The sequence below is a fragment of the Corynebacterium sp. AOP12-C2-36 genome (assembly GCF_052379185.1).
GTDB lineage: Bacteria > Actinomycetota > Actinomycetes > Mycobacteriales > Mycobacteriaceae > Corynebacterium.
On the sequence record NZ_JBQSYJ010000018.1, the window covers coordinates 1 to 18,887 of the forward strand.

Genomic DNA, 18,887 nt, shown 5'->3' on the forward strand with positions numbered 1-18,887 from the left:
ATACCTGCGGTGGTCACCGTCGTCGTTGACGGGGTGGTCACCAGCAGTTACAGATACACCACGCTAGAGGACGTAACCCGTCTCCATCGGAGGACGGCCCATGCTTGGGTGGCGCCTATGCGCCGGGACCTCTGTATCCGCCAACGTGGCGCAAGGTGGCGGCATATGGCCATTCTCGCCCGTTTCATGGACCACGTGAGGGTCGCAACGATGGCGATGGCGGCCCAGATGATGCCTACCGCCTGGAGTTCGGGGTGGATCGGGATCATGGACTTCTCCTTGTCTGGGTATGCGTAAGGCCCCCGGTCCGCTTCGTGTGCGGTGGGGACCTTACAGGAGTGAAGTGTGGCTACTGGCCGACGATGTCGACGGTCAACAAGATGACCTCAGTCATGGAATCTCCGGTCAGATAATGTTTAATGGCAGCGTCCGTCGGTCTAACTGCAATTTGCCAGATAGTATTGAGATCAATAAACCTCAGAACCGTCTAGTAAAAACTCGGAAGGGGTCCAATTGCAGTTTCGGTATCCGCCTGCCTCGTCAGGTCAATGGTCTCTGTCATGACGTCTTCGGGCTTAGTCTCGAGGAGGTGCGGCTGGGCGTACGGTGATGTTGCTTCAAGCACATCCTCGACAGAATATTCTCGACGCTCTACATAGACACGGGCAGTCTCTCTGTGGGAGGGAGCTGGCAGCTCTACGTCCTTCGGCATATTGAAATCGTTCCTGACTAGCGACTGTACGATGCGCATTCCTTCATAGAAGACAAGCATAAAGCTGGGGTCGTAAGGTATCGGGCATACGATCAGGTTCTTTGCTTCATCCTTCTTGACCGCATCTGATTTGTTGGACGAGCTGGGAACTATGGCAACACGCAGGCCGTTCGCGGCCTCCAAGGAGCGGGGATTCACTTTCACCGTGGCTCCAAGCCACCGATCGGAAGCTGCCGAGCCTAAGAAAAGGTCAGCCTTCCAGAGTCCGTTAATGCTCTTTGGCAATCCGGTGCGGACTTGAGGCCGCCTAAAGGCCGCAGACAAGTTGTTCAACTGTGCTTGCAGCTTAATGGGACGGCCCGGCCGGCCTGTCATCAACTGAGAGTCTGGGGTTATAAGATCCCGTCGAGTGTCTATCAGCTGCTTGGATCCTGACTTCTCGATTGCGGAAAGAATGGAGTCGGGAGAACCCCCGCGGATTTTTGCCACTCTGAGAGCTGTTTCTACTCTATCGATCACACTCTCTTCGTGTCTGTTAATTGCATCATGGACAGCGTATTCGAATGCAACGCCAAGATCTCCGTCGCTACTCTTCCTGACGCGGCCGATATTCTTGAGGAGTAGCTTCTTTCTTCCTCCATGAACCTCGAGGTGTTCTTCCGCTATCGAGTGCAAGAGTCCAGCGATTATTGGTCGCGTTACTGCTATCAGTGCGCTGACTTCATCTGCCACCGGCGAGAGTTGACGTTCTTTGCGGATTTCCATGCGGCTAGAATACCCCGTTGTCAGGTTCGCTAGATACGGCCTACCCCCGCTTGTCCCTTCGCCTGGACGGTCGGAACCTGCGCTCATTCCTGGTTCCTTTCGTGGTGCGCGGCGGCGAGCAGCAGCGACGCGAGCTCTTCGGCCTCGGCTGGGGTGAGGCGGATATACCCACTCCCCCTCCCGATGACGACTTCCCACTCCCCGTGGCGGAGTCCCCCGCCTCGAGTGAGGGGAACGTGCCCGCTCACGTACCCGTAGTTGCGCCCGTGCTTCGGCCACCAGTAGCCGTGACGGTCTCCCAGCGGCAGTTCCGGGATCGGCCAAGTGCTGACCATCTCGGCCACCTGTTCGAGGTCGTGATCTTCCAGGCCGTCGAGGCCATCGGTGATCACTAGCGCGACGTCATCGGCTAGATGGAGGCGGCTTGCTCGGAGTTGGTCAGCCGCGATCTGCCGTAGTTCCTTCTCACTGGTCATTGGCGTGCTCCTCGGCGTAGTCAGCGGGGTCGGGCAGGGCGTCGGAAGGATACGTCGAGCCTGTGGCGACCATTCGGCTGACCTTGCTCTCCAGTTCCTTGATCTGGTCAAGTCGGGCAGCGCTCTCACGGGTCAGCCGCTCCACCTCAGCGTGGGCTTCTTCTGCCTCGTGTCGCCACTTTCGCACCGTATCCTCGAGTCGCTGTTCCGGCCCTCCATCGAGAATGTCGGAGATTCGGACTAGTTCGGCGCGGGCCTCGTCGCGCTGCCGTTCGACGTGCGCCATTGCCGAATCGGTGCTCTCTATATCAGTCGTCAGTCCGCGTACCTCAGCTCGGGCCTCGTCGCGCTCTTTCGCCACGCGGGCATAGTCCTGTTCCCACAGTCCCATTGCCCGCACATGATCCCTGTCCGTCTGTGCTGCGTGCTCCCATGCGTCCACGGCATCCTGCTGAGCCTTGTCACGCTCCTTCTCGACGGTTTCCACACGATCAGCGAGGGCGCTGATTACCGCTGCCGAGTCTCCATCAGGGTCGCCGTTATAAAGCAGCGTGGCGCGGTACCGCAGTTCGGCGGCGAGGGTCGCAGGCGGGGCGGGGACGGTGGCGCGGTAGTGGCGGATGACATCCGCCATCGGGGTCCGATTCTCGTCCGTGGGCCAGTGGAGGTCGCACCATTCGTGCGCCCTCCGGATGGCCTCGTCGGTCACGGTCGGGGTCTGGTCGGTCTGGTCGGTCTGGTCGATCATGGTGTCTCCTAGCGGTTGGTGTGGAAGTCGTCCGGCACGGGCCGGTAGGTCGGGGTGGTGGGCTGCTCGGGCTCGTCCACGGTGGGGACGTCGAGGTCGGCGGTGTGGCTGCGCCATTCCAGCAGGCCGTCGATACGCCCCTCGGTCAGCGTCGCGGCGCTGGTGAGGTAGTCCACCGCACCGTCCAGCCGGTCAACATCCGCGCCCAGACCGCGCACGTCGCGGCGCAGGGCGATCAGGTCGATGGCGGACCACACCGCCCACGGCACCACGACGAGCAGGGACAGGGTCAGGATCGTTTCGAGGGGGGTCATCGGGTTCTCCTTCGGAGGATGCGCCGCCACCAAGTGCGGGGACGCCGGACGGGTCGGGGTCGGAAGCGGGTCATGGAGTTTCCACCCATTCGCCGTCGTCGGTGAGGGTGAGGTCGTAGAATTCGGCCGCTTTGCCCCAGTCGCAGCCGTGCTCTTCGGCCCATTCGCGGCAGGCGGGACAGTGCGGGTGCGGCATGCGCACCTCCCCTTCCCGGTACGGGTCGCGGGGATCAGGACGGCCGGACGGGACAACGTCGCACACGGTGTGGGTCATGGTTCGTACCTGTCTTCCTGTTCGTCTCCGGTGAGGAGGAATGCGAGGTCGGAGAGGGTCATGGTGACCCACTGGCGGGAGGGGTCTCCGACGCCGTGGCGCTTGTGGACGATGAGTCCGACGGCGGCGTCGTCGTTGCCTGCCTCGGTGTGTGCTTCGGCGATCCAGCCGGCGAGGTTGGGGCGGCTGGTGTTCTTGATCTCGACGGCGACGCGTTTGCCGTGGGCGCGGACGCCGGTGAGGTCGCCGCGGTCTTTCGCGCCGGTTTTGGCGCGGCGGTCGATGAACTCGGAGACCTGGTCTCGGAGCCAGTCGGCGACCTGTCGTTCGAAGCGGGCGCCGGCGGCTTTAGCGGATGCTCGGGTGCGGGTCATGGGGCGATTCCTGGGATGGTGAGTTGGGTCATGGGTGGGGCCGTGTCCTGGTGGAGCTCGTCGCTGATGGTGCGCAGGAGCCAGGCGAGGTGGTGGCCGTGGGTGGTGAGGACATGCCGGCCGTGGCCGGGGCAGCCGCGTCCGCAGTCGTGTGGGCCGCGGGCGTGGCAGGCGCGGAGGGCGAGGCCGTCGGTGATGAAGTCGCGGGCGATCCAGGGTTGGCACTGGCCGGTATCCGCGAGCTGGAGGAGGGCGCGGCGGTGCATCGCGAACATCAGCCGACCTTGCGGCCGGTGGCGAGTTGGTGGCAGGTACGGATGCGGAAGGCGAGGCGGTCCGGGACGGGGGTTTCGGGGTGCTTGATGAGAGTTCGGAGTTGTCCGACGGTGATGCCGAGTCGGTAGGCGGCGGCGCGTTGGGTGCGGCAGTGGCGGACGATGTCGAAGGTCATGTTGGCGATCGCGTGGCGGTGCGGTGGCGGTGGAAGTTGGTGTGTGGCGGGCGGCATACTGTGCTCCTTTCTGTGTTCGCTCGTGTGGTCGATTCGTTGGGCGGGATGGTTGCGTGTGTGGTTAGGCGGCGTCGGTTTCTGGGGGTTCTGCGGGGTCGAACAGGGCCAGTTGGCACCAGCCCTCGGGTATGGGCTGAAAGTCCGGGAGAGGGGCCAGTGGGCGCTGTTTTGGCGGTGTGGGTGCGGTGCGGCGGGCGTGCATCACGTCGGCGTGGACGTTCTGCAGTTGCTCCCACGCCTTCGACCGGACGTGGGCCCAGGTGCCTCGGCGGACGTGGTGCACGAGGTCCTTCGACAGGCCGGTGCGGGCGGCGACGCTGCGCACGGACTCCGTTGGGGCGGCGATGTCGGCGAGGAGGGCTTGGGCGCGGGCGACGGGAACTTCGCGGCTGGTTGGGTCGTGGCCGGTGCCGATCGTGCCGTCCGCGAGTTGGCGGTTGTGTTGCTCGCACAGGCCCAGTCCCACCCGGTCCGGGTCGGCTTTCGGGTTGGGGCATCCGACCCGCAGGCACCTGCGCGGCGGGGTTGTCATCCAGGCGCCCCCTCCCCCGACGGTTCGGTGACGTCGAGACGCGAACGGACCTCGTCGGCCTGCTGACGCTCGGTGGCGCGGCGCTCACGGGCACGCTGTGCGATCTTCGCTCGCGTCTCCCGCCACCGGGTCGTGGTGTCCGCGCTCCGCGGCTCGATCGCAACCATGCCGGTGTCGCCGGCGGCCTCTGGTGCCGTGCCTGGCGGCAGTTCGCCACGCGACTCCCTCGCCCGCAGGCGGGCAGCACGGTGGTCCTGGAGGATCCGCCGCTTCTCCGGGTGGGTCTCCCATACGTCGCGGACGATGTGCTGCGCGGCTTCCTTGAGCTCTCGTGGCGTGGCCATCCGGTCACTGGCGGAGTTCATGGACCACCAGGCGATCGCTTCTGGCCACACCTCGGCTGGCACGCGCATCTCGCCGAGGACCATTCCCCAGGCGACGAGCGCTTCCCGCGTCGGGCGGGGAAAGCGGTCAGGGGTGAGGGACTTGCCGAACGCCAGCACTGTCGCGGCTAGTTTCTCGCGCTCGGTCAGTGCTCGATCTCCGGCCATGAGACCAGCTCTCCTTCCAGGACGTCGGGTGATTCGGGGTTGTCGAAGCCCTGCAGCCAGTCCTCCGGCCGGGTGCCGAAGGTGTGCGAGGGGCGGGGTTCAGCGACTTGCTGGTCGGTTTCCGTGACGGTTTCCCACTTGTGGCCCTTCAGCCACCGGTGGGCGTCAGGGCAGTAGTCGACGTCTGAGACGCCGGGGCGGTCGGCGTACTCGCTGGTGAGGCGGAGCAGTTCGTCCGGGGCGATGATCTTGGTCGCCTTGCGCCACTCGGCGTAGGCGTCCTTCTTCGACCCGTTCTTGTGCTTCGGGTAGGTGCGCCACCACTCGTCGAACTCGGGCGGGTATGCGGCTCGCTTCGGCTCGGTCGCCGGAACCGGAGGTTCGGGCGAAGTAGTTATCCCCTGTTCCCCTGTTCCCCTGCTCCCCTGTTCCCCTGCTCCGTGCAATGGGGTGTCGTGAGTGTCTCCGGAGGGTCTCATGCACTTTGCATGAGCCTCTATCGTTTCCGCAGTTGGGAGGGGGTAGCAGTGCCCCTTCGACGGGCGACTGATCACCTGGTGATCTTTCCACGTCGTGACGTACAGCAGATGCCGCTTCCCGACGATGTACCGGACGATCAATCCGGCGTCTTCCAGTGTTTGAGTGTCTCCGGAGACCCTCCGGAGGGTCTCATGCGGATTACATGCAAGGTCGTCGGCGTACAGATCCGCGGCTATGGAGGATGTCCGGGCTTCCCCGACTCCGTTGTCGTCCACGTAGGACCACAGGCCGATGAACGTCAGCCTGGCCGACAACGGAAGGGCAGCGATGTCCTCCGACCGCCAGAACTCCGGCTTAATCGACCGGATCCTCATGCGATCCTCCTTCCAGGGGTTTGAGAATTTGAGATATGGCGCCGGCCGCGGCGACGGTGAGATACAGCGGCCTGCCGCGTTGGCAGGTGGTGCACCCCATCCAGCCGGCCACCCCGCGGGCAGTCATGTCGTCGGCGTGATGGTGGCGGTCACGGTCCGGTCGGACGATTCGAACAGGCATGCGCCTAGAAGGGCGGCTCGTCGCCTCCGCTGAAACCGGAGGTCGGCGGCGCGCTCCCCTGCTGCTGGTTCCACCCGCCCGACTGCTGCGGAGGCGTGTTGTTCGGCAGGGCAGGACGCACGTAGAACTCGAAGCCGGTCAGCTGGTTCTGCGACCGCTTGTTGCCCTCCCGGTCCTCCCACTGACTCGTCACCGGTTTCGCCTTCACCACGATCTGCTGCCCCTTGACCAGCTGGCCGGCAGCCTCGGCCCACCGGCCGAAGATCGTGACCGACCAGTAGACGGACTGGGTGTTCTCCCACTGTCCGGGGCTGACCTGCTTGCTGTCGGACTCACCGATGCGGAAGCGACAGCGCGGCTTCCCCGCCGGGCTGTACTCGAGTTCGGGGTCGGCAACGAGGCCGCCGGAGTAGTACTGGGGTGTGATCACGCCTGCTCCCCCTCGGTTACGAGCCCGAGCTCGTCGGCACGGGCGGCAGCCGCGTCCTTCAGAGCGTCCAGCTGCGCTTCGGACAATCCCTGGTTCGCGGCCCAGTTCAGCATCTGGTCGAGCTGGTCAGCGTCCTGGCACCGGCCGATGCCCTCCAACGCCTGCTGCGACGGGTCGGCCTTCTCCTCCGGCGCAGGCTTCTTCTTCGCCCGCTCCAGGGCAGACTGGCCACCCCGACGGTCGGTGCGCTCCGCGGTGGCCTTCACCCGGTCACCCTCCCGGTCGCGGACCTCCTCGGCGGACTCGGTGACACCGGCAAGGACCTCCACGCAGTGCGTGCGGATCGCCTCGGACTGAGCACGCCACTTCAGCATCTGGTCGGTGTAGTTGCTCCAGGGCCCCTTACCTCCCCACAGTCCGGCCTTCTTCGCCTTCGCCTCGTCCCACACGATCGGCGACGACGGCTCGTCTTCGTCCCGTCGCCAGATCACGCAGGTGGCGGTCTGGGTCTGCGGGTCGTAGTCCGTGGTCACCTTGTGCCCGGCCTGGCGGGCGAGAGTGACCATGAGGTTCGTCATCGGGGCGGGACGTCCGTTGACGACGCTGATGGAGGTCAGTGCGTGGATGGCGGGGACGTGGACGCTCTCGGCGTACTCCAGGGCGAAGAGGACGTTGGCGGGGTTGCCGCGGTACTGCTGTGGCACCATGTTGCCCTTGCTCATCATGTCGGACCACCGCATCTTCTCCTCCATCGTCATCACCGTGGACGAGAGGGAGGACGGGACAGCTGCCTGCTGCTGGCGGGCGACAGCGATGTCGGCGTCGTGGGTCTGGGTCTGGATTTCGGTGCTGGTCATCATGCAGCCTTTCGGTTGGTGGATCGTGCCTTGTGGCACGCCTTGCAGTAGCGGGCGGTCGGACGAGACGGGATCACCTTCATGTTCTCTGCGTCGTAGGGGTGTCCGGCCGGACAGTGGGTCTTGTTGGCCTGGTAGTCGGTACCGTGTCGGCGCCGATCACGCTGGTTCTCGGATGCTGAGTCCCATCTGAGGTTCGCCAGGCGCGGGTCTCCCCTGTCGCCGTTGTTGTGGCACGCCTCCATGCCCTCGGGGCACGGGCCAACGAACGCCTCGAGGACCAGGCGGTGGACCCTCTTCGATCGGAGGACTCCACCGTCGGCGAGAACGACCAGCGGGTAGCCATGTCGGTTCGACTTCGGGGCGAGAGTCTTGCCCCGGTACCTCCGGTCGCCCTTGCGCGTCGACACCACTCGGCTCAAACTTCGAACTCTCCCCTGGTCAGACACTTCGTAGATGCCCCCATGGCCGGTTACAGGGAGCCAGCGTTCGCTGGTCATGTTGTGTCCTTTCAGAACGGAGCCGGGGCGTTGTCCGGCGGGTTGAGGATGGTAGTGGCCTGGTCGATGAGGTTGCGGGCGCCTTCGGGGTTGATGCCGATGGTCTGGCGGGCCTTGCGGAGCAGTTCGATGGCCTGCGCGTCCTCCCTCTCGTGCGCGTCGAGTGCGTTGCGGTATCGCCTGCACTTCTTCGCGTTGTCATCGGCGCGCATCTCTACGCGCTGGTTGGTGCTTTCGAGCTCGCGCCTGTCCCGGTTCGCCAGGGCAAGTTCGTTCTGGAGCTCGCGGATCTCCTCGGTGAGGCCGTAGGTGAAGTCGGCCGCGCCGAGTAGGGATTTCGCACTGGTCATTTCCAGTCCCCTCTCTTGAAGACGTAGGTGGGCGCCGCGGTGGCGGCGGCGTACAGGTCGGGGTGGTCGCGCTTCAGCGCGGCGGTGTCGAGGGCTTCCTTCGTGACGGTGCACGCGGCGACCGCGGCTTTCGCCTCGTCGGTCTTCGGCAGGCGGGTCTTCGCGAACCGTCCGGCGGTGCGGGAGGCGACGACGCGGCCGTCGAAGCTGGCGCGAGCTGCGTCGCCCATCTGCCCCCGGACCTTGTTCTCGACCGTGGCCAGCGCCTTCTCCGCGGCGGCGGAGCGGTCAAGCGCGGTCGTCCACTCGTCCATGACGTCCACCGGCAGCTCGACGGCAGTGTCCGGCTCCGGGGTGGGGTGCAGGGCGGCGAGGATCTGAGCGGCGTGCTCACTCGCACCGGCGTCCGGCGGGGCGCCGGCCTCGAGGAGGTCCCAGAAGGCGGCGGCGTCGTCCACGATCGCGGTGTACAGGTCCGGGTCCCACTCGATGTGCTCGATGCGCTCCTCCCCGTACTGCGGCATGAGCACCAGGTCCGCCTGGTGGATGCCTGTGACGCCCATCTGAAACATGACCTGGGCGCGCCACTTGTCGTGCACACCCTGGTCCTTGCGCGGTGCCTTGATCTCCACGATGCGGCGAGACCGGCCCCGCGACGCCCGGGAGTCGAGGGTGACGAGGTTGGGGAACGGCAGCTCTGGGTCCGTGTACGCGACCTCCTTGCGGCTGATGCGCCAGCCGGGGTTCTCGTACTGCCAGAACGCCCGACCGGAGGGCTCCATCCAGTGACCGCGGTCGAGGACGCGACTTTCGATGGCGTCCGGTTCCCACCGGCCGGCCATCTCGTGCCACAGCTCGAACGCTGACTGGTAGCCGAGACCGAGGTACTCGCCATCGGCGTCCTGGAGCATGGATGCGACCTTGCTCGCGGTGATCATGCGCCGCCACCCCGCGGTGCCCGGCGCGGGCGGGTCGGTGACTGGTCTGGGGGTCATGCTTGCAGCGTCCTTTCGATGCGTCTTTCTATTTGAGCCCTGAGGGCTTCGCGGTGGCCGTCACGGAGGCTGCGGCAGGCATGCCAGGCGTCGTTGTAGACGCGGAGCAGTTCGTCCCGACGCTCGGGGGTCATGGCCCAGGGATCGGGGGTCATGCTGCTGCTTCCTTCCTGAGCTCGCGGGTAGCCCGGTAGATCCCCCGGGCGGATTTGATGGACAGATGAGCGCGCCGCCCGCTGAGCCAGCTGTTCAGCGACTGCCGGTGAACGCCGCAGGCCTGGGAGACGGTGTCCATGGACCCGAGTGCATCGAGTAGCGCCAGGAGTTGAGCCAGCACGGCTCCAGCGACCCAGACGTTCCCTGGTTCGAGTACGTGGGTCTCGTCGAGGTCGTCGATGTCGTCCCACACCATCGGCGGAACCCACCGGCGGGCCTGAACCCTGATGGATGCTGGACGGATGACGCCTCGACCCCCCAGCCGTTCGTAGGCGTCGTGCACCGTGGTGGCCTTGTCGTCGGGTATCCGGTGGTCGTAGTCGTCGCGAGTCATCGAGCAGATCGACCCCACCCCGATGCCGGTGTGCCCGGAGAGCTCCTCCAGCGTCCAGCCTGCGGCGCGTAGGGCCTGGAGTCGGCGGCGCGTGAGCTCCGGATGGTGCCCACGTTCCGGCGGTGGGGTCACCGGCACGGACATGATCGCCTTGGCGGTGTCGTGCCTGATACGCCCCTGTTCGAGGACTGCTGTGGCGGTGGTGTGGGCGATGCCGGCGGCGGAGCCGATCGCGTGGCGGCTCCACCCTGCATCGAGTAGGTCGCGTATCCGCTGCTGCGCCGGGCCGGAGCTCACAAGGGGGCGGATAGCGCCGACGGCGTAGGCATGGTCCTGGCACAGCATGTGGGACGGACTGTCTGCACGGCGTTGGCATCCGGGTCGACGGCACGTCGTGTCTACAGCCACGGGAGCACCGCCCAGACGAGCTTCCCGATGCCGGCGATCAGCAGGCCGACGGCGAAGATGCAGAGCAGGACGAAGAGGACGGCGCCCACGTTGTCGGTCTTGCGCTGGTAGTACGACAGCTCCCGGGTTTCGTCCTTGGGGGTCTTCTCCCCCAGGTTCAGGTGCTCCGGCGGGACCGGTGGCTGGAACGGGTGCTGGTGGCTTCGCCGACCGGGCGCGCCACGACCTGCAGGGTGGTCGACCATCGCCTTCAGGTACTCGTAGTCGTGCGGTTTCACGATGCCTCCTCGCCGGTGGTGTAGTGCCGGGGCGGTCCCGGCGGTAGGGTGTGTGTCATTGGTCCTCCTTGATCGGTGGATCGGTTGCCGCCCCGCGCAGGTCTGCCAGGACATGCGGGGCGGTTCTTCGTGTGAGGGGTCAGAGCTTCGTGGTGAAGCCGAAGCGCTCGAGGAGTGCGCGGGTCTGGTGCTTGCCGAGGCCACGCACGCGCCGGTTCGAGGCGATGCCGAGTTCGAGCATCAGGACCCCGGTGCGCTTCTTCCCCACGTTGGGGAGGGCTTCGAGGAGCTGGGCGACCTTCATCTTCTGTGCGATCTCGGCGCGTCCTTCGAGGACGTCTTCGAGGGTGAGCTTCCCGGACTTCAGGTCCTTCTTCAGCTCAGCTCGGAGCCGGCGGACGGCGCGTGACTTCTCCAGGGCGATTTCGCGTTGCTCGGGCGTGAGTGTGGGCAGGGTCATGGGTGACCTCCTTGGGTCTGTGGGTGTTCTGGAGTGGAAGGGGTGGGGCGCAGCTATCACCTCGCGGGGAACAGAAAAGCGCCGGTCGTGGGCGATGCTTTGCGGTGTGCTGTGCACGCGTTCACGCCCCTACCCCGGTGCCCTGGTTCGTCCGTGACGACGGTGGCAGGCTCACCTGCGACCAGGGCGGGGTCTGGATACCTCCGAGGGCGTTACCTCGCGGGCCGGCTTGTTGAGGGCCGGGCACCGCGGTGTGGGGAGGGTCGTGGCGCGTCTGTGAACCAGCGCTCGCCACCCCGTATCTCACCTCGGAGTTCCAGGATTCAGTTCTCAAATATCGAGGCCAGTCGGCCTTGCCCCCGACGAGGGATTTGCACCCTCCCCGCTGCGGCTGAGACAGCGGGGCACTTCGCGAAGGGGATTGCGGTCGTCCGTCCTTCCCCGACAGACGACTAGGGGGTCTAGCTCGGTGGGTGGTTGGTACCTCTCCAAAGGTGGCGGTGCCCGCCGTGGCGCTTGAGTGCGCGGGAGGATCCTCCGCCGACCTTCTGGATGAGGCCCTGCTTCGACCAGGAGATGAACAAGCCGCCGAACGCATTGGGGGTGGGCGGGTCGCCGCAGTCGGCCAGAAGCTCACGGAGGTCGTCGCACGAGAACGGCCGGCCAGCGTCGGCGAGATGCTTCATAGCGGCCTCGGCGGCGGTCGCCCAGGGCGCTCCGGCGCGGATGCTGGCGTAGTACGCCGCTTCTGCCGGGTGCAGGTCAGCGGCGATCATGCCGTCACCTCCTCGGTGGTCAGTCCGAGTAGGTCGTCGAGAGGCCTGCGGGGGATGACGTAGCGTCCGCCGATCTTGATGACCGGGACGGGGAACGCGTCAGCCTTCGCTGCGGCGTAGGCCGCGGAGGCGCCGATGCCGAGGAGCTTCGCCGCTTCCCGGACGGTGTAGGTCGCTGAGCTCATGCCGCCACCGCCTTGGCGACGTGGACGCGGGCGGCGGCGAGGACGGCCTGCCCGACCTTGCTGGAGTGGCTGATCTTCCGGTGGGTCGTCAGGCTCCAGATCTCGCCCCACCTCATTCCGGCGCGGGCGTCGGGGTACTCGGCGATCTCGTAGCGGGCCTTGGTCGACTCGACCACGAGATACCGGACGCGGAGGTCTGGGACCGTGCAGGAGTGACCGGAGGTGTCTTCGATGATTTTCATGTCGGGTGTCCTTCGTGGTGTGAGTGTCAGGCAGCTTCGACGCCGACCGGGAGGTCGACAGCGGCGGCATTGAGCAAGGCGATCGTGGTTCCGAGGCTGGGGCTCTCGCCTCGTCGGGCCCGGCCGATCGTCGCCGCTGTCATGCCGAGTCGGACGGCGAGCTTCTCGTCTGAGGTGCATCCGAGGCGCTCTCGTGCCCGGTCGATGACCTCGGGGCGGATCCGGTACGTCTGTCGCACGGTCCCCTCCTCGCTAGTTTTCGGTCTGTCGCCAACTCTTGCTGACACCGTTGAGACTGCCACGGATGACAAGTTCTTGTCAACCAATTCTTGTAATTCCTGCCAAGTGTTGTCTGTAATTACAAGAATCTCGGCAGGTCAGAGCCCCGGAATCTGTCGCAAAGGGTTGCGTTCTTCCGGCCCGTCTGGCAATAATTGGCGACATGACAACTCACGAAGCATGGTTCCAGGACCTCATCGGCCCGGACACGAAGTCCGCGGCCGCCGAGAAGTCCGGGGTCTCGACGTCGACGCTCACGCATCAGCTCAGGAACGGGCACCTATCCGCCCCCACCGTTGTGGCTCTGTCTCGCGCCTACGATCGTGACGTTGTCCGTTCCCTCGCGGAGACCGGCCACATCACCGCCGATGAAGCGACTTTGATCCCGATAGACACAGCGCTCCAGGTCGCGCCCGACAGGAAGCTGCTCGAGGAGTTCGCTCGTCGACTTCGCATGATCCGCCCCGAAGACCGCGATGCTCCGCTAAATGAAGTCGCCGACATCGTCCCTTTTCCTGTTCTTACCCCCGGAGAAACATCGGTTGACCTGCCCGATCGCGACGAAACTACCCCAAGTGTCCGTGACGATGAGCAAGATCTAGACGAAGCCCTGCGCGACGCCAACGCACTGCGTGGAGCCGCACAGCCCCGCACTCCCCGACTCGAGGAGCCCGAAGACCCGTAGAGACGAACAACATGGACCTAGAAACCAAGGCTAAGGAGTTGGACGTGACGATCGTCCCCACCCCACAACTCCGCCCCGACCTCAACGCGATCTACCTGCACAGGCACAAAGTGATCTTCATCCAGGAGGACCTCGACCCCTACACAGCCCGCTCGGCCCTCGCCCACGAGATCGGTCATGCGATCCACAAGGACGAGCACTCCAACAACCCCCGGACAGAACGCCGAGCTGACACGTGGGCAGCACAGGCACTCATCGCCCCGGACGAGTATCGAGACGCCGAGCGCTTGTACGGCCCTCACGTCGGCGCCATCGCCTGGCACCTCGGCGTCACTCGGCACCTCGTGGAAGTCTGGCGGAATATGTTTGAAAGGACATCAATAGCATGATGAATCGTACTTACGACGTGTCAGTTCCCGGGCAACACTGGTGTAGCCAGGAGGTCGCCGGGGAGTACTACTACTCCAAGCACCTGCTCGATCTCAGGTCGGCCTACAAGGCGGGCGGAGAGGAAGAGGTTTTCTTCACCGCTGAACTCATCCCGGAACCTGACAACCCTTACAGCGAGAACGGCCAAGCTATTTCCGTGCGCTGGAAGAACCGGGTGATCGGCTACCTTCCGGAGGAGGACTCCGCTCGCTACCAGCAGCTCAGAAGGATCGTCGCCAGCGGGTACACTCCCATCGCGCATGCTCGCCTGTGGTCCTACGAGGACTACGCCGGCAACTGGAGCTTCAACGTCCGACTCTCGCTTAGAGACCCTGACATGATCGCTCCACTCAACGAACCTCCGCACGACGGATGGACCCTCCTACCCCACGGTTCTACCGTGCAGGTAACGAAGGAGTCTGACCACTTTGACGTGCTCCTAGACTACGTTCCGCCGTCCGGTGTCGGCCAGCTTCTTGTGTCCCTGCACCTGTTCATCGCTGGCATTCGAGCAAAATACGAAGCAGTGGAAGTCCGTCTCGACGGTGAACGAATCGGCGAGCTGTCCAAGCAGACGAGCGGGAAGTACGCCCTCGCCGTACGGCACTTCGATGACATAGGTCTCACGACGTTTTCCCGTGCGACCATCAAGGGGTCGTCACTCTCCGCCGAGGTCACTCTGCAGTCCGCGAAAGCCCACGAGTTGTCCGAAGAAGACCTGGAGCCGGAGATCGCTCCATTGCCCCGCCTGGTCCCTTTCTGTGCTGACCCAGCCGAGTACGGCGTCCCTGACGCCTATGTGGGCGAAAATGCTCAACTTCCGCAGAAGGAGTGGGAGCCGGACTGGGAGGAAGAAGACTGGGATGATGACTGGGAGGAAGAAGAGGACGAGATCGAACCGGTAGAGGAAGAGCGAGCTCCTGCCCCTAAGGTCTCCCGACCTTCCGCGGCGTCGAAGCCCACGCCTCCCCAGTCACCTCCGATCTCGACACCCACAGGGGAAAAAACGCGTCCGGAGATCAAGGTCAGTGACTTCTACGTAGATGGGAAGGTATCCGGTGCAGCCGTGCTCAGCGCGGCTCAGAAGGTGCCCAACAAGACCGGCATCCTGCTGTGGGTCGGCATCGCATTCGCCGTCATGTGCGCCATCGCCGGGCTGGGTTCGTTCGGAGAATCAGCCGCTCTCGCGATCGGGTACATCATGGTTGGTGCTGGTATCGCTCTTGCCTGCGGGTGGCCGTTGCGCTGTCGCAGTCAGGACAAGAAGTCTCACGCAAAGTGGCAGCAAGAGCAGACTACGAACCGCGATCTCGCCCAGTACCTCACTGACGAAGACCGAACGTTGCTCAGCGGACTCAACGACAGCCAACCGCCAGCTCCGGTTGCGAGGAAGTGGAAGGTCGTCGCTCCCATTGCGGCCGTGCTAATCGTCATCGGCTTCGGCATGTCGTCCTCTTCGTTGCCGGAAACCGATTCTCCCGCAACCTCAGGGGTTGGCACCTCTCCATAGACGAACCCCCGCGAGGGTTCATTCCCGCGGGGGTCGCTGAGCTGACACCCTTCAGCTACGAAGGCCACCGACCACGATGGCCCCGCACCCGTGACACTACGGGGCTCGCCGAACCCCTCCGACAAACTCGACACACGAAGAAGACTCCCACTACAGAAGGCCGAGATGACCCCACCAGAGCAGAAACCACCACCACGCGCTCTAATCATCCTCCTTGCAATCATCGCCACAATTCTCGCCATACCTGGAGGAATCATCATCGCGCTGTTCATCATCTCGATCGCGCTGCGGATCTAGACAAGCAGAAGACCCCCACCGCCGGCCAGGGCGATGAGGGTCAGAACGTCCACATACTCAGCAGCAGACACCAGGAGTCTATCAATGGCGCGAGGACGACCGGTCACACCGCCGGGAACCTACGGTGAAGTCAACGCCATCAAGATCAGCACCGGCAGATGGCAAGCGAACCTGCGCGTACGCCTCCTCAACGGCCAGACACAGCAGATCCGGAAGAACGGGACGACGAAGGCCGAAGCGGTGCGCCGAGCGAAGCAGGCGGCGCTGGACGCCGCCGGTGTGGCGGACACGGACGACCTGACCACGGCGAGCACGATCACAGCACTGGTGGACCACTACCTCGACCACCTCGATCGCTCCGCCGGCACGCTCGAGGTCTACCGTTCCACGGCCCGGAACCACATCACCCCCGGCATCGGACAGCTACGTCTCAACGAGGCGACCGCGGGGCGGCTTGACGCGTTCCTCCGCGCCCTCGCGCCGTCCACCGCGAAGCGGGCGCGGTCGATGCTCTCTGGCGCGTTCGGCGTCGCCGTGCGCTACGGACTGGTCCTCCACAACCCCGTGCGAGACACCCTGCCGCCGAAGATCACAACGCCGGAGGCACGGGCGCTCACGATGGAGGAGCTGCAGACCGTGCGACGCATGGCCCAGTGGTTCACCACCGCCCCCGGACACGGGCCTCGGCCGCGGGCCCTGCCGTTCCCCAACGTCCTCGACTTCCTAGCTGGCACGGGAGTGCGGATCTCCGACGCGCTTCGCCTGCAATGGGACGACCTCAATCTCGACGCCACGCCCCCGACCGCGGTGATCCATGACGTGAAGGGCGGCGGACGCCGGCGGATCATCGAACTGCCGGATCTCGCAGCCGAAGCTGTGCGCTCACAGCAACGAGCGACGATGCAGACCTACTCGTCGGTGTTCCCCACCGGCACGGGGAAGCCGCTGACGAAGTCGAACATCGAGCGGTGGATGCGGCAGGCGAAGGAAGCGTGGGACTCACGACCCGCCGACCAGAAGACGGGCGAGCCTGACGTGTCGTGGGTGACGCCCCACACCTTCAGGCGGTCCGTGGCTACGTGGCTCAACGATCGCGTGAGTCTGCAGGCGGCGTCGCAACAGTTGGGGCACTCGGATTCGACGGTGACGGAGCACCACTATCTCGATCGGACGGCGAAGGGGCCGGAGGTGGCCCTGGTCCTCAACGGGGTGCTGGAGTGCACAAATAATGCACAGAAAGAAATGGCGACCAACGGGTAACGGATGGAACGTGTGCGATAGACAGCGCAACTACCTGCGGATACAGGGCACTAGTCGAAAATAGATGGAATCACAAACGCCGAGATCCCCTCCCAGCGGGTTCGGGGTTCAAGTCCCTGATGACGCACCACCTACCCCAGGTAGACACGGTCACCGACCAGAGTCTACCTGGGGTTTCGTCATGCCGCGCCCAATTCCCGCGCTACCCCTCCCCCACAGTCGGCGACGAACGGCCGGTGGGGTACCAAGTTGGACCTGGGAGCTCTGAGTTGGCCGACTCAACGCTCCCAAGTCCAACTTGGTACCCGTCCCCGACGGAGACAGGGGCAAAGATCGAGCGTGGGATCGTTGAACACGGGTGTTCAGACATCCCACGCTCGATCTTGGCCCCTCGGGCACCGCCGCACCGCGCAGCACCGCCGCAACCCGGGAGGCACCCGAGCACGCCGCCGCACCACCTCGTAGTATCAGTGCCCAGTCATGGTCAACAGAAGAAACCGCACGCCGCTGCCCGTCGAGGTGTGGGCACTCGTCGCAGGCGCCTTCGCCGTCGCCCTCGGGTACGGCGTCGTCGCCCCCGCGATCCCCCAGTACGCGCACGCGTTCGGCGTCTCGAACGCCGCGGCGTCCGGCATCGTCAGTGCCTTCGCGCTCATGCGGCTCATCGGCGCACCGCTGGCGGGGCGCGTCGTCGTACGTCTCGGCGAGCGGCGCACCTACACGCTCGGGATCCTCGTCGTCGCCGCGTCCACCGGCGCCTGCGCCCTGGCGGCGAACTACACCCAGCTGCTCATCCTGCGCGGGCTCGGCGGCCTGGGCTCGATCATGTTCACCGTCGCAGCGACGGCCCTGCTGATCAAGGTCAGCCCGGTGGACGCCCGTGGGCGGGTGTCCAGCATCAACGCCGCCGGCTTCCTGCTCGGCAACCTCATGGGCCCGGTGTTCGGCGCCCTCGTCGCCGGCTTCGGACTGCGCGCCCCGTTCGTCTTCTACTTCGGCATGCTCGTCGTCGCCGCGACGGTGGTGTGGGTCGCGTTGCGCGGCTCCACGCTGGCCGGTGTGCGCGCCGACGACAGTCCCCGTACTCCGCTGACCTTCGCCGAGTCGCTGGGGATCCCGCAGTACCGGGTGCTGCTGGGCTCCGTGTTCGCCTTCGGGTGGACGTCCTTCGGTGTGCGCGTGTCGATCGTGCCCCTGTTCGTCGCCGCCGCCTTCCACGGCGACGCCGCCGTCGCCGCCTGGGCGTTGGCCGCCTACGCGGCGGGAAACGCGGTGCTGATCCTGCCGTCGGGACGCTGGAGCGACACCGTCGGACGCAAACCGATGCTGGTGCTCGGCATGCTGGTCACCGCCGTCGGCTACGTGACCTTCCCCTTCTCCCCCGGCATCGCGCCGGCCTGTGCGGCGATGTTCGTCGCCGGGGCAGGGTCCGCGCTGGTCAACCCGGGGCAGCAGGCCGTGCTCGCCGACATCGTGGGCACGAAGCGCGGCGGGTCGACGGTGGCCGGCTACTCCATGTTCCAGGACCTCGGAGGGGTCCTCGGCCCACTGCTCGCCGGGATGGTCGTGGACGCCGCCGGGTTCGGCTGGGCCTTCGGACTCAGCGGGGTGCTGCTGGTCACCGCGGCGATCGGGTGGTCGACGGTCGCCGACTCCCGGACGCTGCAACGCGGCAGCTAGACAGTCAGCGCCGGGCAGACAGCATCCCGGTGATGGGCCCGAGCACCCAGCTGACCAGCGCCATGATGATCGCGCCCCAGAACGCCGCGCTGAAGGAGTCGATGTTGAGCCCCAGGCCGACCGCCTGGGCCAGGATCTCGGCGAGGAGGAAGACGCCGGCGTTGATCACCAGGGCGAACAGCCCCAGGGTGAGGATCGTCAGCGGCAGGCCCAGCAGCCGCAGCACCGGACGCACCGTCATGTTGAGCAGCAGGATCACCGCCGCGCAGCCGAGGAAGACCCACAGCCGGTCGTTCGACCCGTCGCCGACCAGCGGCTGCGACGGGGCGGTCACGGTGACCCCGGTGACGAAGTAGGTCACGACCCACAGTCCCAGGGCGGTGCCGACGGCACGGACGAGGAAGTTCCAGATGAAGCCCATGGC

At 65.5% G+C, this 18,887-nt stretch carries 30 protein-coding genes; 6 read left to right on the forward strand and 24 right to left on the reverse strand.

The window, feature by feature from the left end; genetic code table 11:
* Nucleotides 1-487 precede the first annotated feature (487 nt).
* The 23 genes from ACT3UN_RS13345 to ACT3UN_RS13455 form a co-directional block, all read right to left on the reverse strand.
* A complete protein-coding gene (locus tag ACT3UN_RS13345) occupies nucleotides 488-1,477 on the reverse strand; it encodes a hypothetical protein (protein WP_444657258.1) in 990 nt (329 codons plus the stop codon).
* An 83-nt stretch (nucleotides 1,478-1,560) separates the two neighbouring features.
* On the reverse strand, nucleotides 1,561-1,953 hold the full coding sequence (locus ACT3UN_RS13350; protein ID WP_444657259.1) for a hypothetical protein: 393 nt from the start codon (nucleotides 1,951-1,953) through the stop codon (nucleotides 1,561-1,563).
* Nucleotides 1,943-2,701, reverse strand: a complete 759-nt coding sequence (locus ACT3UN_RS13355) for a hypothetical protein (protein ID WP_444657260.1) — start codon at nucleotides 2,699-2,701, stop codon at nucleotides 1,943-1,945. Before ACT3UN_RS13355 ends, ACT3UN_RS13350 begins: the two co-directional genes overlap by 11 nt.
* Before the next feature lie 8 nt (nucleotides 2,702-2,709).
* Nucleotides 2,710-3,015, reverse strand: a complete 306-nt coding sequence (locus tag ACT3UN_RS13360; protein ID WP_444657261.1) for a hypothetical protein — start codon at nucleotides 3,013-3,015, stop codon at nucleotides 2,710-2,712.
* A 70-nt stretch (nucleotides 3,016-3,085) separates the two neighbouring features.
* A complete protein-coding gene (locus ACT3UN_RS13365) occupies nucleotides 3,086-3,289 on the reverse strand; it encodes a hypothetical protein (protein ID WP_444657262.1) in 204 nt (67 codons plus the stop codon).
* Complete coding sequence (locus ACT3UN_RS13370; protein WP_444657263.1) at nucleotides 3,286-3,663, reverse strand: hypothetical protein; 378 nt, start codon at nucleotides 3,661-3,663, stop codon at nucleotides 3,286-3,288. Before ACT3UN_RS13370 ends, ACT3UN_RS13365 begins: the two co-directional genes overlap by 4 nt.
* Nucleotides 3,660-3,938, reverse strand: a complete 279-nt coding sequence (locus ACT3UN_RS13375; RefSeq protein ID WP_444657264.1) for a hypothetical protein — start codon at nucleotides 3,936-3,938, stop codon at nucleotides 3,660-3,662. The genes ACT3UN_RS13370 and ACT3UN_RS13375 overlap by 4 nt, the downstream gene beginning before the upstream one ends.
* Complete coding sequence (locus ACT3UN_RS13380) at nucleotides 3,938-4,171, reverse strand: hypothetical protein (RefSeq protein ID WP_444657265.1); 234 nt, start codon at nucleotides 4,169-4,171, stop codon at nucleotides 3,938-3,940. Before ACT3UN_RS13380 ends, ACT3UN_RS13375 begins: the two co-directional genes overlap by 1 nt.
* Before the next feature lie 64 nt (nucleotides 4,172-4,235).
* A complete protein-coding gene (locus tag ACT3UN_RS13385; protein ID WP_444657266.1) occupies nucleotides 4,236-4,706 on the reverse strand; it encodes a hypothetical protein in 471 nt (156 codons plus the stop codon).
* Nucleotides 4,703-5,257: a hypothetical protein gene (locus ACT3UN_RS13390; RefSeq protein ID WP_444657267.1), complete on the reverse strand. Its 555-nt coding sequence runs from the start codon at nucleotides 5,255-5,257 to the stop codon at nucleotides 4,703-4,705. The genes ACT3UN_RS13385 and ACT3UN_RS13390 overlap by 4 nt, the downstream gene beginning before the upstream one ends.
* Nucleotides 5,236-6,111: a hypothetical protein gene (locus ACT3UN_RS13395; protein ID WP_444657268.1), complete on the reverse strand. Its 876-nt coding sequence runs from the start codon at nucleotides 6,109-6,111 to the stop codon at nucleotides 5,236-5,238. The genes ACT3UN_RS13390 and ACT3UN_RS13395 overlap by 22 nt, the downstream gene beginning before the upstream one ends.
* Nucleotides 6,112-6,296: 185 nt before the next feature.
* Nucleotides 6,297-6,722: a single-stranded DNA-binding protein gene (locus tag ACT3UN_RS13400; protein ID WP_444657269.1), complete on the reverse strand. Its 426-nt coding sequence runs from the start codon at nucleotides 6,720-6,722 to the stop codon at nucleotides 6,297-6,299.
* Nucleotides 6,719-7,579 carry a hypothetical protein gene (locus ACT3UN_RS13405; RefSeq protein WP_444647344.1) on the reverse strand — a complete coding sequence of 287 codons (861 nt, stop codon included), beginning with the start codon at nucleotides 7,577-7,579 and terminating at the stop codon, nucleotides 6,719-6,721. Before ACT3UN_RS13405 ends, ACT3UN_RS13400 begins: the two co-directional genes overlap by 4 nt.
* On the reverse strand, nucleotides 7,579-8,079 hold the full coding sequence (locus ACT3UN_RS13410) for an NUMOD4 motif-containing HNH endonuclease (protein WP_444657270.1): 501 nt from the start codon (nucleotides 8,077-8,079) through the stop codon (nucleotides 7,579-7,581). Before ACT3UN_RS13410 ends, ACT3UN_RS13405 begins: the two co-directional genes overlap by 1 nt.
* An 11-nt stretch (nucleotides 8,080-8,090) precedes the next feature.
* Nucleotides 8,091-8,429, reverse strand: a complete 339-nt coding sequence (locus tag ACT3UN_RS13415) for a hypothetical protein (protein WP_444657271.1) — start codon at nucleotides 8,427-8,429, stop codon at nucleotides 8,091-8,093.
* Nucleotides 8,426-9,424, reverse strand: a complete 999-nt coding sequence (locus ACT3UN_RS13420) for a YqaJ viral recombinase family protein (protein ID WP_444657272.1) — start codon at nucleotides 9,422-9,424, stop codon at nucleotides 8,426-8,428. Before ACT3UN_RS13420 ends, ACT3UN_RS13415 begins: the two co-directional genes overlap by 4 nt.
* 151 nt (nucleotides 9,425-9,575) lie before the next feature.
* Nucleotides 9,576-10,271 (reverse strand): hypothetical protein, encoded by a 696-nt coding sequence (locus ACT3UN_RS13425; protein WP_444657273.1) that lies wholly within the window; start codon nucleotides 10,269-10,271, stop codon nucleotides 9,576-9,578.
* A gap of 101 nt (nucleotides 10,272-10,372) precedes the next feature.
* Entirely contained in the window at nucleotides 10,373-10,660 is a 288-nt protein-coding gene (locus tag ACT3UN_RS13430; protein WP_444657274.1) for a hypothetical protein, read from the reverse strand.
* A gap of 139 nt (nucleotides 10,661-10,799) precedes the next feature.
* Nucleotides 10,800-11,120 carry an integration host factor, actinobacterial type gene (gene mihF, locus ACT3UN_RS13435; protein ID WP_444657275.1) on the reverse strand — a complete coding sequence of 107 codons (321 nt, stop codon included), beginning with the start codon at nucleotides 11,118-11,120 and terminating at the stop codon, nucleotides 10,800-10,802.
* A 461-nt stretch (nucleotides 11,121-11,581) separates the two neighbouring features.
* Nucleotides 11,582-11,896: a hypothetical protein gene (locus ACT3UN_RS13440; RefSeq protein ID WP_444657276.1), complete on the reverse strand. Its 315-nt coding sequence runs from the start codon at nucleotides 11,894-11,896 to the stop codon at nucleotides 11,582-11,584.
* Nucleotides 11,893-12,081 carry a helix-turn-helix domain-containing protein gene (locus tag ACT3UN_RS13445; RefSeq protein WP_444657277.1) on the reverse strand — a complete coding sequence of 63 codons (189 nt, stop codon included), beginning with the start codon at nucleotides 12,079-12,081 and terminating at the stop codon, nucleotides 11,893-11,895. The genes ACT3UN_RS13440 and ACT3UN_RS13445 overlap by 4 nt, the downstream gene beginning before the upstream one ends.
* Nucleotides 12,078-12,323 carry a hypothetical protein gene (locus tag ACT3UN_RS13450; RefSeq protein WP_444657278.1) on the reverse strand — a complete coding sequence of 82 codons (246 nt, stop codon included), beginning with the start codon at nucleotides 12,321-12,323 and terminating at the stop codon, nucleotides 12,078-12,080. The genes ACT3UN_RS13445 and ACT3UN_RS13450 overlap by 4 nt, the downstream gene beginning before the upstream one ends.
* Nucleotides 12,324-12,349: 26 nt before the next feature.
* Nucleotides 12,350-12,562, reverse strand: coding sequence for a hypothetical protein (locus ACT3UN_RS13455; RefSeq protein WP_444657279.1), 213 nt, complete (start codon nucleotides 12,560-12,562; stop codon nucleotides 12,350-12,352).
* 203 nt (nucleotides 12,563-12,765) lie between these two features.
* Here ACT3UN_RS13455 and ACT3UN_RS13460 point away from each other — a divergent pair, with 203 nt between their 5' ends.
* The 6 genes from ACT3UN_RS13460 to ACT3UN_RS13485 all read left to right on the forward strand — a co-directional run bounded on the left by ACT3UN_RS13460 (nucleotide 12,766) and on the right by ACT3UN_RS13485 (nucleotide 18,463).
* Nucleotides 12,766-13,287, forward strand: coding sequence for a hypothetical protein (locus ACT3UN_RS13460; RefSeq protein WP_444657280.1), 522 nt, complete (start codon nucleotides 12,766-12,768; stop codon nucleotides 13,285-13,287).
* 11 nt (nucleotides 13,288-13,298) lie between these two features.
* Nucleotides 13,299-13,676 (forward strand): ImmA/IrrE family metallo-endopeptidase, encoded by a 378-nt coding sequence (locus ACT3UN_RS13465; RefSeq protein WP_444657281.1) that lies wholly within the window; start codon nucleotides 13,299-13,301, stop codon nucleotides 13,674-13,676.
* A complete protein-coding gene (locus ACT3UN_RS13470; protein ID WP_444657282.1) occupies nucleotides 13,673-15,226 on the forward strand; it encodes an HIRAN domain-containing protein in 1,554 nt (517 codons plus the stop codon). The genes ACT3UN_RS13465 and ACT3UN_RS13470 overlap by 4 nt, the downstream gene beginning before the upstream one ends.
* Before the next feature lie 165 nt (nucleotides 15,227-15,391).
* Nucleotides 15,392-15,523 (forward strand): hypothetical protein, encoded by a 132-nt coding sequence (locus tag ACT3UN_RS13475; RefSeq protein WP_444657283.1) that lies wholly within the window; start codon nucleotides 15,392-15,394, stop codon nucleotides 15,521-15,523.
* Between the two features lie 84 nt (nucleotides 15,524-15,607).
* A complete protein-coding gene (locus ACT3UN_RS13480; RefSeq protein WP_444657284.1) occupies nucleotides 15,608-16,783 on the forward strand; it encodes a tyrosine-type recombinase/integrase in 1,176 nt (391 codons plus the stop codon).
* A gap of 480 nt (nucleotides 16,784-17,263) precedes the next feature.
* Nucleotides 17,264-18,463 (forward strand): MFS transporter, encoded by a 1,200-nt coding sequence (locus ACT3UN_RS13485; protein ID WP_444657285.1) that lies wholly within the window; start codon nucleotides 17,264-17,266, stop codon nucleotides 18,461-18,463.
* A 4-nt stretch (nucleotides 18,464-18,467) separates the two neighbouring features.
* On the opposite strand, the gene ACT3UN_RS13490 is transcribed toward ACT3UN_RS13485, so the two are convergent.
* Nucleotides 18,468-18,884: a phage holin family protein gene (locus ACT3UN_RS13490; protein ID WP_301443309.1), complete on the reverse strand. Its 417-nt coding sequence runs from the start codon at nucleotides 18,882-18,884 to the stop codon at nucleotides 18,468-18,470.
* Nucleotides 18,885-18,887 lie beyond the last annotated feature (3 nt).

Coding starts and splice junctions, on each gene's coding strand:
- ACT3UN_RS13345 (WP_444657258.1), bottom strand. CDS start 1,477: ATGGAAATCCGCAAAGAACGTCAACTCTCGCCGGTGGCAGATGAAGTC.
- ACT3UN_RS13350 (WP_444657259.1), bottom strand. CDS start 1,953: ATGACCAGTGAGAAGGAACTACGGCAGATCGCGGCTGACCAACTCCGA.
- ACT3UN_RS13355 (WP_444657260.1), bottom strand. CDS start 2,701: ATGATCGACCAGACCGACCAGACCGACCAGACCCCGACCGTGACCGAC.
- ACT3UN_RS13360 (WP_444657261.1), bottom strand. CDS start 3,015: ATGACCCCCCTCGAAACGATCCTGACCCTGTCCCTGCTCGTCGTGGTG.
- ACT3UN_RS13365 (WP_444657262.1), bottom strand. CDS start 3,289: ATGACCCACACCGTGTGCGACGTTGTCCCGTCCGGCCGTCCTGATCCC.
- ACT3UN_RS13370 (WP_444657263.1), bottom strand. CDS start 3,663: ATGACCCGCACCCGAGCATCCGCTAAAGCCGCCGGCGCCCGCTTCGAA.
- ACT3UN_RS13375 (WP_444657264.1), bottom strand. CDS start 3,938: ATGTTCGCGATGCACCGCCGCGCCCTCCTCCAGCTCGCGGATACCGGC.
- ACT3UN_RS13380 (WP_444657265.1), bottom strand. CDS start 4,171: ATGCCGCCCGCCACACACCAACTTCCACCGCCACCGCACCGCCACGCG.
- ACT3UN_RS13385 (WP_444657266.1), bottom strand. CDS start 4,706: ATGACAACCCCGCCGCGCAGGTGCCTGCGGGTCGGATGCCCCAACCCG.
- ACT3UN_RS13390 (WP_444657267.1), bottom strand. CDS start 5,257: ATGGCCGGAGATCGAGCACTGACCGAGCGCGAGAAACTAGCCGCGACA.
- ACT3UN_RS13395 (WP_444657268.1), bottom strand. CDS start 6,111: ATGAGGATCCGGTCGATTAAGCCGGAGTTCTGGCGGTCGGAGGACATC.
- ACT3UN_RS13405 (WP_444647344.1), bottom strand. CDS start 7,579: ATGACCAGCACCGAAATCCAGACCCAGACCCACGACGCCGACATCGCT.
- ACT3UN_RS13410 (WP_444657270.1), bottom strand. CDS start 8,079: ATGACCAGCGAACGCTGGCTCCCTGTAACCGGCCATGGGGGCATCTAC.
- ACT3UN_RS13415 (WP_444657271.1), bottom strand. CDS start 8,429: ATGACCAGTGCGAAATCCCTACTCGGCGCGGCCGACTTCACCTACGGC.
- ACT3UN_RS13420 (WP_444657272.1), bottom strand. CDS start 9,424: ATGACCCCCAGACCAGTCACCGACCCGCCCGCGCCGGGCACCGCGGGG.
- mihF (WP_444657275.1), bottom strand. CDS start 11,120: ATGACCCTGCCCACACTCACGCCCGAGCAACGCGAAATCGCCCTGGAG.
- ACT3UN_RS13440 (WP_444657276.1), bottom strand. CDS start 11,896: ATGATCGCCGCTGACCTGCACCCGGCAGAAGCGGCGTACTACGCCAGC.
- ACT3UN_RS13445 (WP_444657277.1), bottom strand. CDS start 12,081: ATGAGCTCAGCGACCTACACCGTCCGGGAAGCGGCGAAGCTCCTCGGC.
- ACT3UN_RS13450 (WP_444657278.1), bottom strand. CDS start 12,323: ATGAAAATCATCGAAGACACCTCCGGTCACTCCTGCACGGTCCCAGAC.
- ACT3UN_RS13460 (WP_444657280.1), top strand. CDS start 12,766: ATGACAACTCACGAAGCATGGTTCCAGGACCTCATCGGCCCGGACACG.
- ACT3UN_RS13465 (WP_444657281.1), top strand. CDS start 13,299: ATGGACCTAGAAACCAAGGCTAAGGAGTTGGACGTGACGATCGTCCCC.
- ACT3UN_RS13470 (WP_444657282.1), top strand. CDS start 13,673: ATGATGAATCGTACTTACGACGTGTCAGTTCCCGGGCAACACTGGTGT.
- ACT3UN_RS13475 (WP_444657283.1), top strand. CDS start 15,392: ATGACCCCACCAGAGCAGAAACCACCACCACGCGCTCTAATCATCCTC.
- ACT3UN_RS13480 (WP_444657284.1), top strand. CDS start 15,608: ATGGCGCGAGGACGACCGGTCACACCGCCGGGAACCTACGGTGAAGTC.
- ACT3UN_RS13485 (WP_444657285.1), top strand. CDS start 17,264: ATGGTCAACAGAAGAAACCGCACGCCGCTGCCCGTCGAGGTGTGGGCA.
- ACT3UN_RS13490 (WP_301443309.1), bottom strand. CDS start 18,884: ATGGGCTTCATCTGGAACTTCCTCGTCCGTGCCGTCGGCACCGCCCTG.